Raw genomic sequence first — 14,693 nt, forward strand, 5'->3', positions numbered from 1 at the left:
GGCCAAAACGCAGAGCCGCTAATAGCGGCTCCCGTCCTGTCATTGTTTTAGATGGTCACAATGACACTAAGGCCGAGCGGTGTGCAATGACGCAGTTCCAAGCTGCCTTGATGATTTGGTCGGGAGCTGCCGTCGATCAAAGGACGTCCTCTATTCGGATTGGCAGCTTTCTGACGCGCTTGCCCGTCGCGTGATAGATCGCATTCGCGATTGCAGGAGCGGTGCCGATCATTACGAGCTCGCCCATTCCCTTGACACCCGCCGAATTGACCATCGTGTCTGGTTTGTCGATGAAGCCGACCTCCACGTCACCGATATCGGCATTAACTGCCATTAGATAATCGGCCAGATCGTCGTTGAGGTAACCGGAAAAACGCGGGTCGATCTCTGTCTCCTCTCGAAGCGCTGTGCTAAAGCCCCAGACAATCCCGCCATACATCTGCCCGCGGGCGGTCACCGGGCTGACGACCTTTCCGATATCGGCAATGCTGACGGCCCGCGGCATGTGAATGCGGCCCGTCGTCGGTTCGATATGGATTTCCACGAACTGAGCAATGTAGCTCATCGACGTAAATCCGGCGTACTCGGGGCCGGCGCCTGCACGCCCCCCTGTTCGAAAGGCGTCAAGAGCCGAGGCATCCTGGCCGGGCGCGAGCTCCGAAACGACGACTTCGATCTGGAGACGTTTCAGGCGCGCCAGTTGCTCGTGTAAATTGCCAGGCGGTGGGTTCGGTCCCGCAAGCTCGTCAAAGCGGGCGCGCAAAGCCCTAACAGCCTTCGCGGTGACAGGAATGATGCTGGCCGTGCCGCGTTCACCGACCGTCATCATCTGCGGTCCCACGGTCGTGTCCCCAAGCAAAATCTCGAGACGATCGGGATTAATATCAAGCCCTTGGATAATCGTGTTTGCGACAGCCGTCCGGATACCCTGCCCCATTTCATGCCCGGAGGAGATCACCCGTGTCGTACCGTCGGCACGAACCCGCAGCGTTGTCTCGGCGGCCGATCCCGACGCGCCGAAGATGCCGCACGCAACACCGTAGCCGACCATCGTGCCGTCATCCAGCCGCATCGACATTGGCTCGGGTGACCGCTGGCTCCAGCCGAAGCGTCTCGCACCCTCCCGCAGGCAGTCATTGAGAAAATGCGGCGACAACGGCTGACCGGAAATGATGTCTTTCTTTGCTTCGTGGTCAAGGCGAAGTTGAACGGGATCTTTGCCGAGCTTGTAAGCCATCTCGTCGATCAAGCTTTCCAGCGCGAAGCCGGCGGGGAACGGATGCGTCCCGCGCGTGTGGCGCGGCATTTGGCGATCGATATGGATATCGCCACATGTGGCTCGAAAATTTTCGATGGCATAAAGACGGGCGATATCCTCGTGGTAGCCGCTTGAGCGGAACCCGCCGTCGGGGATATTTTCTTGCACCACATCATAGAGTACGCCGTCCAGCCGCCCCTCAGCATTGGCGGCGAGTCGCATGGCGTGGACACTGCGCGGCCGGTAATTCGCGATGTGAAAAAGCTGCCCACGAGGCGTCACCAGTTTAACCGGCCGCCCGGCAAGCTTGGCAGCCTGTGCAACCAGGGCGGTTTGAGGCTTGGGAGGAGACTTCTGGCCGAATCCGCCGCCGACATGTTCAGATCGGACGACTACCTGGTCCGGCGAAAGCCCAAACGCTTTGACAAGCGCGCCCTTGGCCGCCTCAATATTCTGGCAGCCCTCGTGAACCGTCAGCCGTCCATTAGACCACTCTGCGACCGTCCCGAAGAGTTCCATGGCATTGTGATGCTGTGTCGGTGTCTCGAAAGTACCCTCGACGGTAACCGCTGCCTGTTGAAATGCGTTGTCGACATCGCCTGTAGTGAAGCCTTCTGCCGCAAATCGTTGTGCGCCGGGACTGGTCATCAAAGCGAGGAACGGCGCCTCTTCGTAGACAGCGGACACCGCTTCGGCACCCTCTATCGCGGCCTCGATGGTCTCAGCGACAATCAAAGCGATTGGTTGCCCTCTGAACGATATTTCTGGGCGGAGGGAGGGAAAGTCACCGATGGACAAAACATGAGTGACACCGGAGATCATGGCCGCGGCGGTGATATCAACTTTGGTTACCTTACCTTTTGCGATGGAGGCGGGAACGAGCATCGCATACAGCATGCCCGGTAGCTGCGTATCAGCTGCGTACTGCGTCCGGCCCTGTACCTTATCCCTGGCGTCGACCCGAACGATTTCAGCGGAAACTTGTGACGGCATTAAGCACTCCTTTCGGCGGCGATCATCAGAGCATCGGCGATAACCCGGGCTCCTAGGTCGGATTTGAAGCCATTGTGCTGACCCGGACGAGCATCCCCAAAGGCGGTCCGTCCGGCTTGAAGCGCCAGATCAGGCGTCAATTGCTTCCCACGCAGCGCCTCTTCAGCACTGTGCGCTCGCCACGGAACCGTCGCCACTCCGCCGAGCGCAATGCGCGCTGTTCGGACAATGGCGCCCTCCATTTCGACAACGACGGCGGCGGACGCCAGCGCGAACGCGAAACTCTCTCGATCTCGGATCTTATGATAGGTCGACGATCGGCTCGGCGTCTTTGGAACGCTAATCGCGGTGATGATTTCGCCGTGGTCTATATTAAATTCCAGATGTGGCGTATCGCCCGGTAGTCTGTAGAAATCGGAAATTGGGAGCGTTCGTGTTCCCGCGGGTCCATGGATCTCGATCGATGCGTCCATAGCCGTCAATGCCACCGGCCAATCGCCCGGTGATACCGCGACACAGGCATCGCTGACGCCGAGGATTGCATGGCCTCGATCCAAGCCGCCGATTGCGGCGCAACCGGAACCGGGGACGCGCTTGTTGCAGGGATACACACCCACTGTCGACGAAGATCCGGCGCCGTTGCGGAAATATGGACACCGTGTTCGCTGAAGCAGGTTGCCACCGACTGTCGCCATGTTGCGCAGTTGCTGCGAGGCTGCTTTCAGCAAGCTCTCGGAGAGAACCGGGTACTCCTCTCGCACAAAAGGTGTGTAAGCGACCTCGTTCATCAGTGCCAAGGCACCAAACCGCAGCACATCTCCGTTTGTGTCAATCGTGTTGAGGCCAGTGATCCCGCTGACGTCGATCAGATGCGTCGGTTGCTCCACGCGGAGCTTCATAAGATCATAGAGCGTAGTGCCGCCGGCGATGTAACGCGCATCCGCCCCAACCGCGGCGAAGGCTTCAACGGCTGCTGCGATGCTGTCGGCGCGGGTGTAATCAATGGGTCGCATTGGTCAGCCTTTCCTCGAATTTGCCGCAACACCTTCAATGGCAGCGACGATCCCGGCGTAAGCGCCACAGCGACAAATATTTCCGCTCATGAATTGTCGGATCGAGGTCCTATCCGTGGCATGACCATGTCGAACGCAGGCGACTGCCGACATGATCTGACCCGGCGTGCAATATCCGCATTGCAACGCGTCGCAATCAATGAATGCGGTTTGCATTGGATGAAGCGAAACTTCATCTGCGAGCCCTTCGATGGTCATCACATGGCGTCCATCGACTTTCGCCGCAAGCGTAAGACACGACACGACAGCTTGCCCGTCCAGATGGACCGTGCATGCACCGCACTGACCGTGATCACAGCCCTTTTTTGTTCCCGTAAGCCCGACACGCTCGCGCAGCAAATCAAGAAGCGATGCCCGTGAATCGATCTCGAGGACGATGTCTCGTCCATTCACAGTCGTAGATACAGAAAGCGTCCTGCCCGTTTCCTTGAGAGAAGGAGTGTCCTGGGCAATTGCGGGCTGCATTGGAAGTATGGTCGCGACCGCAACGCCGGCGCCGGTACCGAGGACGGTGCGTCGCGTCACGCCGACGCCACTAAAATTAGCGGAGCTCTCTTCTGTCATCTGTGCTTTTCCTGTCCTCAAAACGAAATGCACCACCGCAGCGGCGATCTAAAACTAGCCAGTGGGTGTCGCAAAACTGTGCCGCGGAGTGGAACTTTTGTAACAAAATGTCGCGACAACGCCTGCGCGTCAGAGGACGTTTGGACGATTGATGACGTGGCAGTTTACCTGCGCAGACCAGATGGAAGTTTCGGTCAATGTGCGGAGCGGCGGTCCAGGCAGGCAGTTTCGACGTGAAACCATCGCCTTAAAGTATCGTGACCTGCTACGGGTATCATTAGAGTCCGGCCCATCAAAGGACGGACGAATGAAGAAGCAGAGATTTACTGAAGAGCAGATTATTGCGGTGCTGAAGGAGCAGGAGGCTGGCGCGAAGGTGGCCGACCTCTGCCGCAAGCATGGGATTTCGGACGCGACATTTTACAATTGGAAAGCCAAATACGGCATGGAGGTTTCCGAGGCGAAGCGCCTCCTCGGTACGCCGCACTTGCAAAAATACACATCAGTGTGTATTGTAAGGCGCATGAAGAGTGGCGATATCATTGTGGCCTTGCAGAAGGATGGCTGGTACGAGGTCGCCACCAAGGGCAGCCATGTTCAGTTTAAGCATCCCGAGAAACCCGGGCGCGTCACTGTTCCACACCCGAAAAGAGATATCCCAATCGGAACGCTGAAAAGTATCGAGAAGCAAGCCGGACTCAAACTGAGGTAACGAACATGCGCAATTATATCGGATTGATCCATAAAGATGCCGACAGTGATTACGGTGTATCCTTTCCCGATTTTCCTGGCCTGATCACTGCTGGAATTAACCTCGATGATGCGCGAGCTATGGCCGAAGAAGCCCTAGCTCTACACATCGAAGGTCTAACCGAAGACGGCGAAGCAATTCCTGAACCCTCCACACTGGAGGCGGTGATGGCAGACGCGGAGAACCAAGATGGCGTTGCAATTCTAGTTGGCGTCAAGACGGAAGCCAAAAGAGCGGTTCGCGTCAATATCACTCTGCCGGAGGACGTCCTAAAGGCAATCGATGCGTTCGCTGAAGCCCAAGGGCTGACCCGATCAGGGTTCTTGGTTCGAGCTGCCAAGCATGAGATCGGCCATGCAAAAGACGACCCCAATGATAACTACGCAGATACGCGGCTAGGGGCTTAAGTGGAACATAGTCACGCTCGCTCGTTTCTTTAACAACGCTGATTGTCTTGCGCGGGCGCAGGCCCGAAACTAAAGTATCTGGATGTGGCCTCACGGCCGAAAGTAGATCATCTCGCCTTGAGCGGAATCGAACTCTCGGCACCATGTTTGTCTCGCCCCTTCAGTCAAATCAACTGCTCGGCTTTACGGAGCGGAATACAACCTAATCTTCAGACGGGAGCTTTATGTTTTCCCGGTTTTTCCGTGCCCCACGATCAGGAACCCCTTGAACCGCTCGGCATCTAGTTCCGGCAGCATTCCCGCCCCGGTTCGAACACCCTCTTGCCACGCGGGCCCGCGTTCCCAAGCTTCGTTGCAAACGAGCGCCAGGTCGGCAGATCGCCTCGTCTGCTGCAAAGCTTCAACGAGCGGAGCAGCTTAACGAATGTCTCTCTCGCTTCGCCGGCCCCTGCACTTCGGTGTGTCGTCGGCTGGCGACAATGAGCTTGAGGACCGCATACTGGGACGATCAGGGTCAATGACCTGACAGGATCCCTGATCAGGAAGTCGAGAAAGCGCAGTGGATCCGCGCTGGCACCGCCGGGCGCGGGCATCTTTGCCGGCTGGTCGACATAGTCGTCGGAGCCACGGTTCGACGTCAGAAATTCAACCCGATAGCCCTCGGCATTCTGAAACGCTGACGACGCAGGATTTCAAGATAATCTTCGCACGCGGCTCACCTCAGCTGTGTGCCTTCCGACGAATCGCTCCTAGCGCACTCACCGTTCTGGCAGGTACTTTAGGCCTGCGAGAAGTTTGACCGTTAGCGCATTGAACTGCTCCTGCTCGAACTTTGTTAGTCCCGCCAACGCGGAGCGTTCGTTTTCGACGTGCTCTGCGAGCATCGCATCGATCAATGAAAGTCCTTTTGGCGCCAGCGCCACCAATGTGCCCCGTCGGTCAGTGGGATGGCGCCTTCGCACAACCAAGCCATCCCGTTCGAGGCGGTCGATGCGAGCGGTCATCCCGCCCGATGAAAGCATGGCGGCTTCGTAAAGTTGGGTGGGCGTGAGTTCGTACGGCACTCCTGACCGCCGCAGCGTCGCCAGGACGTCAAACTCCCCGCTTTGCAAGCCGTGCTGCACAAAGAAGGGGTTGAGACGATCGCGCATGATGATGTGCGTAATTTCTCCCAACCGCCCCAGCAACTCCATCGGAAACGGATCGATATCAGGGCGCTCCTGTCTCCACTGCGCTGCCGCAGACGCTGCCCGATCAAGGTCCTTGAAAACTTCTGCCATAAGAGATATCTCGATATTAAGATTCTTTCTGTTGAGATAATATCATATGCATATTTCAGACATCGATCAACCACGCATTGGTCGGCCGGTTCGCGCTTCGAACGCCCTTGCAACCATCGCCGTTGTCGCCGTTGCCCTAAACTTGCGGCCAGCTCTCGCTGCATTGGGTCCCGTCCTTGACCGGATTGAAGCAGCATCAGGCCTTACATCGACCGGCGCGGGCGCGCTAACGACCCTTCCGGTTTTTCTGATGGGTCTCGGGGCGCTCGCCGGCTCTTCCCTGCAGCAATGGATTGGGGATAGACGCGGCATTGCTCTCGGAGTAGCGATCATCGCTCTTGCCTGCATAGCGCGGCTCTTCTGGTTTTCCAGCGGCGGGCTTCTTGCCAGTGCGGCAGCATGCGGTCTTGGCATCGCTGCCGTTCAAGCGTTGATGCCGGGATTTATCAAGCGGGTCTTTCCCTCCGACGCAGGCCGCATCATGGGATTGTATTCAACCGGCATCATGGGGGGCGCAACGGTCGCAGCCGCGACAGCGGCTGGTTTGTCCCGTTTCGTAGGCTGGGAAGCGATGCTGGGACTGTGGGGGCTGCCTGCTCTCCTTGCCCTTGTTCTGTGGAAAGGAGCATCCTCTTCGGAGGCCACCCTGAAACAAATGGCATCCCGTCAAACCGTGGGTCGATCACGGTTGAAAAGCGGCAAAGCCTGGCTCCTGCTTATCTTCTTTGGCGTCGGTACGGGCGCCTATACGCTTGTCCTGGCATGGCTGCCACCTTTCTATGTTCAACTGGGGCGCAGCGAAGATATTGCCGGTTATATGCTCGCGGGTCTTACGATGATGGAGGTTGTCGCCGGTCTTGCTGTGTCGGCGTTCATCAACCGCTTTCCTGATCGGCGGGGACCGCTGGCCGTCGCTCTTTTCGCCATTCTCGGGGGCCTGATCTGCCTCATCACCATGCCGCTGACTATGGCACTTCACGCAATGATCCTGCTTGGACTGGGGATCGGCGCTCTGTTTCCTCTATCACTGATCGTGACGCTCGACCACGCCGACGAACCTGCGAGTGCCGGCCGCCTCCTGGCCTTCGTCCAAGGAGGCGGCTATATCATCGCAAGCATCATGCCCTTTGCAGCCGGCTGGCTGCGCGGCCATTCAGATGACTTGTCACAAGCCTGGGTCATGATGGCTGTCGGCATCTGCCTGCTCATCTTGCTCGCGACGCGTTTCTCTCCCGAGGAGCGCGTCATTTGACTGGATTGGCGACAAGCAGACCGCAGTGCTCTACGTTGCAAAAGTCTCTGTTTCATTTGATTTAAGAGATGGGAAGTTCGCGAGTGCGGTTATGCCGCCTCGATTACAATAGTGATGAGGGTGCAATGAAGCAGGAAAAACAACGACTGAACTACGTCCTGTTTCTGGTTACGGGATCAGGACTGGTGACCGTCGCACGCGCAATGACGCTCTCGTTCCTGGCCATCAAGCTGCAACAGTCGTTCGGGCTCGGTCCTGCCATGATTGGTGCGCTCCTGGGGATCGGTCCGCTGTTGGGCGCTGTCGCGGCTCCTTTCGCAGGTTCCCTTTCGGATAGAATGGGGCGCAGGACTATGCTGACGCTTACCCTGCTTTCCATGGCGCTTGCGCTGATCGGTATGGGATTGGCCGAAACAGTTCTCACCTTTTGCCTTGCCCAGATCGTGGCCGCAGTTGCGCTCGCGATCTATGAGCCGATCTCGCGCGCTCTGATGAGCGACGTGTGCCCGCAGCCACTGCGCCTCAAATATTTCTCATGGCGCTACACTGCGACGAATGCGGGCTGGGCCATCGGACCGCTGATCGGCATTGCTGCGGGCGCGGCCTCCACCACTCTTTTCATCGTTGCAGGCGCTGTCTATGTGGCGTTTGCGGTCGCCTTACACCTGTTGCACGTGCCCATCCGTCAAAGTGATGATGTTCCTCAGGCGACCGCGCCCGTCCCGTTGCTGACGAGCCTTAGGGCCGCGATCCTCGATCCCCGGTTGGCCTTCTTTGTCGGCGGCGGCACCCTGCTGATGGCGGTTTATGGCCAGTGGTCTGCGACGCTCGCTCCGTACCTCACCAGCCATGTCGCTGGGGGTATGGAAATTTACGCCTATCTCGTTTCGATCAATGGCGCAGTTGTCCTGATCGGGAATCCATTTGCCCGCCGGTTCATCGAGCGCACAGCCGCAATCCACGGCCTCGTGATCGGCTGCATTTTGTTTGCCTTGGGTGAAATCGGCTTCATGAGCGCCGCCGGGTTTTGGGGGCTGGCGATCTCGATGGTTGTCTTCACACTAGGAGAGATTCTGGTTGTGCCCTGCGAATACATGCTGGTCGACCGAATTGCGAACGACCGAAACAGAGGCAGCTACTTTGGTGCTCATTCGTTCTCAACCGTCGGCAACTTCATCGGACCGACACTCGGCGGCGCCACGCTTGGTGCTTTTGGTGGAGCTGGCATGTTCCTGCTGTTTGCCGGTTTTGCGGGTCTCAGCGCCATCTTGTTCGCCGTTGGCACCCGCATGCCGCCTCCGAAAGTAGCAGCACCGCAATCCTCGGCGGGCTCGACGGAAGCTACGATCGGACCACATATTCGCGGCGCATGTCTTGTCGCATGAACCGTGCAGCCGCGGGGACCGTATTCACCTCAATCAATTGGAGAAGTTCAGTTGGCGCCGTTGAGGCGCGTCTGGTCACCTGCTGGCAGTTGGGCAAAACGATTGCGGTAAGTCACGGGGCTGACCCCATAATGCCGACCAAATTGAAGCCTCAGGTTTTCGGCGCTTCCGAGTCCGGTCACTCTGGCAATCTCATCGGGTGCGGTAGGGCTCGTTTCAAGCAGGATGCGGGCTTGCTCCAGCCGCTCCCTCAGGATCCACTTGAGCGGGGACAAGCCGGTCAGGGACTGAAAGCGACGCTGAAAAGTGCGCTCGCTCATGCCGGCGTGGCGGGCAAGAGAACTGATTGTGTGCGGATTTTGGAGGTTGGCCAGAATGTGATCGAGGATCGACGACAGGCGGTCAGCCTCTCGCCTCAATGGCACGGGCCGCTCGATGAACTGGGACTGGCCGCCCTGGCGATGGCTGTACATCACCAGGCGACGCGCCACCGTATTGGCAAGTTCCGCCCCGAAATCTGAGCGAACGATATGCAGACACAGATCGATGCCTGCTGAACTGCCCGCCGAAGTCAGAATGTCACCCTCATCGATATAGAGACAGGTCGCGTCGATCTCTATCGCGGGATAGCGGCGGGCCAGGTGCTCGGCGAAACGCCAATGGGTTGTGGCACGGCGGCCATCAAGCAAGCCCGCGGCTGCGAGCACGTAAGCACCTCCACAGATGGAGATGATCCGGGCGCCACCCCGATGAGCGCGGATTAGGGCGTCGCAGATCGGATCGGGCACAGGCGCATCGGGCCCGCGCCAACCGGGGACGATGATCGTTCCGGCCTGATGCAGATCGGCTTCACTGCCTGTCGCTTTGACCATCAGGCCGCCGCAGGCATGAAGAACCTGTTCCTCGAGCGAGACCGATTTGAACTGATACCAGTTTGGTCCGGCTTCAGGGCGGTCCAACCCAAAGATTTCGGCCGTGATCCCGAACTCGAACGTGCAGAGGCCATCATAAGCGAGGCTGACGACACGCCTGTTTACGGGCAAGGATGGGATCGCTTTTTTTGGCATGAATGCCGTCTTATCTGGCAATCCTGCCACTGGCAACTCGGCTTGTTGGCGTGCGACAGGGTGACTCTCCAACAACCACGAGGAAGCGCAATGAACCGCGATACCGAGCTGCTAGACGCCATACAGACCTATTTCGATGCCCTCTACGCCTGCGATCTCTTGCTTTTCGACCGCGTCTTTCATCCGGCCTGCAGCCTGTTCGACGCTGACGAAGGCGCCATTACGGTCGACCCGATTGCCGACTATCGCCAGGTGATCGCAAAGCGTGAATCCCCCGCAAGCCGCTCGCAGGGACGCGAAGACTAGATCATCCTGATCGACTGGCTTTCGCCGGCTGCGGCCACCGTCAAGGTGAGATTGCGGATCCACGCGAATGTCTTTGTCGATCATCTTTGCTTCGTGAAGGGCGTTGACGGCTGGCGGATCGTTGCCAAGGTCTGGCATCTCGAAACTGTACGGGCATCGTCTTAGTGGCCAGAATAGAGGCAGAAGCGCAAGAACCATGATTTTGTCGTACGAAGAAAGGTCGCCATCAATCGATGCGGATGCTTGGGTTGCTGAGGACGCAACGGTCTGTGGCGATGTTGCGATCGGTGCAGGTAGCAGGATCATGCATGGCGCTCGCATGGTGGCGGAAGCTGGCGGCTCCATCCGCATCGGACGCAATTGCATCGTGTTCGAGAATGCGGTTATCCGCGCCACCAGTCGCCACGACTGCTCCATTGGGGACCACTGCATCGTTGGTCCAAACAGCCATGTGGTTGGCGCCCAAATCGACGCCGAAGTTTTTGTCGCCACCGGAGCCGCCGTGTTTCACGGGGCGCAGATCGGACAGGGGTCGGAAGTCCGCATCAACGGAACCGTGCACCTTCGAACGCGGTTGAAACCCGGCTCGACCGTACCGATCGGATGGGTGGCTGTCGGTGACCCCGCGCAGATTCTGTCGCCGGATCAGCACGAAGCCATCTGGGCAATCCAGAAGACACTGGATTTTCCTGGCGTCGTCTATGGCGTTGATAGGACCGCGCCCGATGTGATGAAAACGATTACGTCGCGCTTGTCCGACGCTCTTGGAATTCATCGAAGCGAAAGCGGTTGTTGATGTCACGGCACCCGACCGGGTGGCACTCGCCTTGGCTTACGGGATGCTGTTGCCATAACAGGCTGCACTGGCGAGGCGCCGGTTTCATCTGACAGGCCGGCGCCCAACGAACAACGTCGATCCGGTCGCGCAGGCAAGCAGAGCGATACCGACCAATGGCAATCCGCCTGCCCCTGCTTCGTGTCGCCGAGGTAATTGGGATCGCCGCGAGGAGCGATCCCAACAAATAGACGCTGAACTACTCGCCGGCCATTGCCCCGCTCACATGTATTAGGGCCTCAGGATGGTGAGAAACCGGCAAGGGCCGGTACGCACAGGAGCGATAGGGGCAGTCGTTCGATCCCGGCCGTCACGCTGGGGCCTTCGGCAGCACCAGGTCGCCAACGGTGTAGGTATGAAACTCGCTCGACGAGACGGTGTCGAGCTTGCGGAACTTTTCGACGAATACCGGATCGGAAAAGAAAATCTCGACGTCGCCAGCATCGGAGATCGCCTCGATATTCACGACCGTCAGCCCATCCGTGCTCTTGGAGAGGTTGCTCCATAAAAAGCCCGGCTTGCGCTCGGCGACATCGTGGACGACATCCTGGATCAGCCGAAAGGCTTCCTCCTGCTTGCCGGGGTGAACGTGAATGACGTTGACGATGAATGTCGTTGGCGCGGGCTGGATCGTGAAGGCGGGGATCATGTGCGTCTCCTTGGGTTTTGGAAGGCCGAGAGATAGCGGACGGTTTGCTGCGGAAAAACAGGCTGCGCTTCCGATGACTACGGAATTAAATTCTTGTACCAATGAATGCATGGACAAACTCACTGCGTTTGACGCCTTCGTACAATCGGCTGAAACCGGCAGCTTCGTGGCGGCCGGCCGCAAGCTCGGCCTTTCCGCCTCTGCGGTTGGCAAGGCGGTGGTTCGGCTGGAACAACGGCTGGACGTGCGCCTGTTTCATCGCAACACGCGCAACATCGCGCTGACCGAAGAAGGGAAGCTGTTCCTTGAACGATGCCGCCGCATCTTCGAGGAAGTCGACGCAGCGGAAGCTGAACTTGCACGTTCCAATCGGACGCCTAAAGGGCGGCTGCGGGTCAGTCTGCCGCTGGTCGGCATGCTGCTGGCGCCGGTGATGGCCAAGTTCATGCGCGCCTGGCCAGAGGTGCAACTCGATCTGGATTTCAGCGATCGGCTGGTGGACGTGGTTGAGGAAGGATTCGATGCCGTCATGCGCACCGGGCAACCATCGGATAGCCGGTTGATGAGCCGCAATCTCGGCCGCTTCAAACTGAAGATCGTCGCTTCACCCGACTATCTGGCAAGATGCGGCGTGCCGGAAACCCCTGACGATCTCGCACAGCACCAATGTCTTCATCAACGCTCTCCCACCACCGGCAAGATCCGACCCTGGCCGTTTGCTCGTGGGGAACGGCAGGGAAAGATCGTGCTCCCGGAGCGGATGAGCGCGACGGCGGTCGATCCGCTGGTCGAATTGGCGGTCGAAGGCTTGGGAGTTGCCTGTCTGCCGCCCTTTGCAATTCGTGACGAGATCGCGGACGGCCGCCTAGTGTCCATACTGGAAGAGTGGGTTACCGAGAACGATCAATTCCATGTGCTCTGGCCGGCAAGCCGCCACATCACACCGAAACTAAGGGCCTTCATCGACTTCATGGCAGAACATCTGCAACCGCAATAGGCGCCGCGCCGCGCCACGCGGCAGCACCCGGCTCGGATCGGAGATCCAACTCCAAAACCAGTCTCACGGATCCCCCGCCATGCCTTCAGTCCCCATAATCCGGCAGAACAGGCGCAGGTCTCGGTCCTTCGGCTATTCTTCCAGGCTGTTGTTCACGCCACAAGCGCGACTGCGGCTTCCCGTTCCAACGCCGCCGCGACCGAAGGGCGAACCTCAATCCTCCGTATGTAGGCTGTGAGTTTCGGCCAGCGGCCGAGATCGATACCAAAGCCCTTCATCCAGCCGAGAACCGTGAAGAGGTAGGCGTCCGCGACCGTGAAGCGGTTGCCCATCAGATAATCTTGCGTCGCGAGACCGGCTTCGATGAGATCGAAACGCCGCGTCAGCTTCGTTTCGAAGAAGTCCCGCACCGTCTCCGGCAGGCCTCTGTTGAACAGCGGGCTCGATCCAGCATGGATCTCGCTGGTGATGAAGTTGAGCCATTCCTGAAGCCGGGCGCGCTCCAGGGTGCCATTGGCTGGGGCCAGACCCAAATCCGGCTTCAGGTCCGCCAGATACTGAAGGATCGCCGGCCCCTCGGTGAGAACGTCACCGGTGTCGAGCGCGAGCGCCGCCACGTAGCCTTTCGGATTGATGGTCAGGAAACCGCCCGGCTCTGACATGAGTTTAGTGCGGTTGTCGACCCGGACGAGATTATAGGACAGGCCCAATTCCTGAAGCACGATGTGGGGAGCGAACGAGCAGGTGGCACTGGCGAAATAGAGTTTCATAAGAGGGTTCCATTCTTATCGGCTGTTGGGCGGACATTGACAGATCCCGTGGAATAAGAAAAATTACTGCCTTAGAATTTTGATATAAGCTTTGCTACTATGAACCTGACCCAAATTCGTAGCTTGATTGCAGTCGCCGAAGCCGGGAGCTTTACTGCGGCAGCGACGAACGTCGGCGTCACGCAATCGGGCGTGAGCCAAGCGCTGGCGATGCTGGAGGAAAGCCTGGGCGTGAAGTTATTGGCGCGTCACCGGCATGGTGTCGAACTCACTGCTTTCGGAGAGCGGGCGCTCGACCATGCCCGTGCTGCCTTGGCGCATCTGGACGCCATTCGAAAAGAGGCTGCCGAGGCCGCCGGGGAGGAAGCCGGCTCCGTTCGAATCGCGGCCTTTCCCAGTGTTTTCTCCACTGTGTTGCCGCCTCTCCTGCGACGCTTCCGCTCCCTCCATCCAGGCATTGAACTGATTGCACTTGAGACGGATGATCGGGAGGTCGAGGCCTGGCTTGAGGCCGGATCCATCGACCTCGGCGTCGTCCTGAACCCGCGAGCCGAGAGCGATGCCGTAGTGATTGGACAGGATGCATGGGTCGCTGTTCTACCAATGGCGCATCGCCTAGGCCGACGTGAAACCATCTCCCTTGCTGACCTGGCTGCGGAACCGTTCGTGCTCGCGACCGGTGGGTGCCACGTCCATGCGCGCACGCTCGCCGAAGCGGCCGGCCTATCACTCGCGGATGTGCGAATGGAGGTGCGGGACTGGACCAGTGCGATCGCGCTGGTCAGGGAAGGCGTGGGCGTCAGCCTCGTTCCGGAATCGACGCTACCCGAGAAACTGAAAGGCCTGCGGACGGCACGGCTTGATCCATCATTGTCCCGCCGCTTCGGCTTGGTAGCGTCTCACAAGCGCAAGCATGGGCGGGCGGCAACCCTGCTGCTTGAACTCGCCCGGCGATGAGAGCCCAACTGGTCTGGCGGTCTTCAAGTTCACGCTAGCCCTACCGAGATCGTTGTCCTTAATGGCGAAGATTGCCAGGACCGAGCCCTAGCATTGGCGCTCATATAGCTCGCTATCCTAGCGTTCAATGCTGAATGTGCCCGGCCTGA

The 14,693-nt window shown here is 58.7% G+C and carries 14 protein-coding genes and 3 pseudogenes; 9 read left to right on the top strand and 8 right to left on the bottom strand.

The window, feature by feature from the left end:
• Window positions 1-136: 136 nt before the first annotated feature.
• From FHT78_RS28450 to FHT78_RS28460, 3 genes are read right to left on the bottom strand one after another with little or no spacing between them, the layout of a single operon-like run.
• On the bottom strand, window positions 137-2,251 hold the full coding sequence (locus FHT78_RS28450; protein WP_183749894.1) for a xanthine dehydrogenase family protein molybdopterin-binding subunit: 2,115 nt from the start codon (window positions 2,249-2,251) through the stop codon (window positions 137-139).
• Window positions 2,251-3,264 carry a xanthine dehydrogenase family protein subunit M gene (locus FHT78_RS28455; protein ID WP_183749895.1) on the bottom strand — a complete coding sequence of 338 codons (1,014 nt, stop codon included), beginning with the start codon at window positions 3,262-3,264 and terminating at the stop codon, window positions 2,251-2,253. Before FHT78_RS28455 ends, FHT78_RS28450 begins: the two co-directional genes overlap by 1 nt.
• Window positions 3,265-3,267: 3 nt before the next feature.
• Complete coding sequence (locus tag FHT78_RS28460; protein ID WP_183749896.1) at window positions 3,268-3,888, bottom strand: (2Fe-2S)-binding protein; 621 nt, start codon at window positions 3,886-3,888, stop codon at window positions 3,268-3,270.
• Window positions 3,889-4,195: 307 nt separating this feature from the next.
• Here FHT78_RS28460 and FHT78_RS28465 point away from each other — a divergent pair.
• The 3 genes and pseudogenes from FHT78_RS28465 to FHT78_RS28475 all read left to right on the top strand — a co-directional run.
• Window positions 4,196-4,360 (top strand): annotated as a pseudogene (locus FHT78_RS28465) (transposase); the annotation flags it as partial.
• Between the two features lie 51 nt (window positions 4,361-4,411).
• Window positions 4,412-4,600, top strand: a complete 189-nt coding sequence (locus tag FHT78_RS28470) for a type II toxin-antitoxin system HicA family toxin (protein ID WP_053249526.1) — start codon at window positions 4,412-4,414, stop codon at window positions 4,598-4,600.
• A gap of 5 nt (window positions 4,601-4,605) precedes the next feature.
• Window positions 4,606-5,046 carry a type II toxin-antitoxin system HicB family antitoxin gene (locus tag FHT78_RS28475; protein WP_183749897.1) on the top strand — a complete coding sequence of 147 codons (441 nt, stop codon included), beginning with the start codon at window positions 4,606-4,608 and terminating at the stop codon, window positions 5,044-5,046.
• A 202-nt stretch (window positions 5,047-5,248) separates the two neighbouring features.
• Here FHT78_RS28475 and FHT78_RS28480 read toward each other — a convergent pair.
• Both FHT78_RS28480 and FHT78_RS28485 read right to left on the bottom strand, forming a co-directional pair.
• Window positions 5,249-5,732, bottom strand: a pseudogene (locus tag FHT78_RS28480) (GSU2403 family nucleotidyltransferase fold protein); the annotation flags it as partial.
• A 72-nt stretch (window positions 5,733-5,804) separates the two neighbouring features.
• Window positions 5,805-6,326 carry a MarR family transcriptional regulator gene (locus FHT78_RS28485; protein ID WP_183749898.1) on the bottom strand — a complete coding sequence of 174 codons (522 nt, stop codon included), beginning with the start codon at window positions 6,324-6,326 and terminating at the stop codon, window positions 5,805-5,807.
• Between the two features lie 46 nt (window positions 6,327-6,372).
• Here FHT78_RS28485 and FHT78_RS28490 point away from each other — a divergent pair, with 46 nt between their 5' ends.
• Both FHT78_RS28490 and FHT78_RS28495 read left to right on the top strand, forming a co-directional pair.
• Window positions 6,373-7,578, top strand: a complete 1,206-nt coding sequence (locus tag FHT78_RS28490; protein ID WP_183749899.1) for an MFS transporter — start codon at window positions 6,373-6,375, stop codon at window positions 7,576-7,578.
• 125 nt (window positions 7,579-7,703) lie between these two features.
• Window positions 7,704-8,963 (top strand): MFS transporter, encoded by a 1,260-nt coding sequence (locus tag FHT78_RS28495; protein WP_183749900.1) that lies wholly within the window; start codon window positions 7,704-7,706, stop codon window positions 8,961-8,963.
• A 47-nt stretch (window positions 8,964-9,010) separates the two neighbouring features.
• Here FHT78_RS28495 and ftrA read toward each other — a convergent pair whose 3' ends face one another.
• A complete protein-coding gene (gene ftrA, locus FHT78_RS28500; protein WP_348644772.1) occupies window positions 9,011-10,060 on the bottom strand; it encodes a transcriptional regulator FtrA in 1,050 nt (349 codons plus the stop codon).
• A 60-nt stretch (window positions 10,061-10,120) separates the two neighbouring features.
• Here ftrA and FHT78_RS28505 point away from each other — a divergent pair.
• Both FHT78_RS28505 and FHT78_RS28510 read left to right on the top strand, forming a co-directional pair.
• Window positions 10,121-10,501 (top strand): annotated as a pseudogene (locus FHT78_RS28505) (nuclear transport factor 2 family protein).
• A gap of 154 nt (window positions 10,502-10,655) precedes the next feature.
• Window positions 10,656-11,132, top strand: a complete 477-nt coding sequence (locus FHT78_RS28510; protein WP_246715440.1) for a gamma carbonic anhydrase family protein — start codon at window positions 10,656-10,658, stop codon at window positions 11,130-11,132.
• A 349-nt stretch (window positions 11,133-11,481) separates the two neighbouring features.
• On the opposite strand, the gene FHT78_RS28515 is transcribed toward FHT78_RS28510, so the two are convergent.
• Entirely contained in the window at window positions 11,482-11,820 is a 339-nt protein-coding gene (locus FHT78_RS28515) for an antibiotic biosynthesis monooxygenase (RefSeq protein WP_183749902.1), read from the bottom strand.
• A 109-nt stretch (window positions 11,821-11,929) separates the two neighbouring features.
• Between FHT78_RS28515 and FHT78_RS28520 the strand changes: the two genes are divergently transcribed.
• Window positions 11,930-12,817 (top strand): LysR family transcriptional regulator, encoded by an 888-nt coding sequence (locus tag FHT78_RS28520; RefSeq protein ID WP_183749903.1) that lies wholly within the window; start codon window positions 11,930-11,932, stop codon window positions 12,815-12,817.
• Between the two features lie 152 nt (window positions 12,818-12,969).
• On the opposite strand, the gene gstA is transcribed toward FHT78_RS28520, so the two are convergent.
• Entirely contained in the window at window positions 12,970-13,587 is a 618-nt protein-coding gene (gene gstA, locus FHT78_RS28525; RefSeq protein ID WP_183749904.1) for a glutathione transferase GstA, read from the bottom strand.
• Window positions 13,588-13,686: 99 nt separating this feature from the next.
• Between gstA and FHT78_RS28530 the strand changes: the two genes are divergently transcribed.
• Window positions 13,687-14,544, top strand: a complete 858-nt coding sequence (locus FHT78_RS28530; protein ID WP_183749905.1) for a LysR family transcriptional regulator — start codon at window positions 13,687-13,689, stop codon at window positions 14,542-14,544.
• The last annotated feature ends 149 nt before the right edge of the window (window positions 14,545-14,693 follow it).

This window comes from Rhizobium sp. BK196 (genome assembly GCF_014193255.1).
In the GTDB taxonomy this organism is placed as follows: domain Bacteria; phylum Pseudomonadota; class Alphaproteobacteria; order Rhizobiales; family Rhizobiaceae; genus Rhizobium.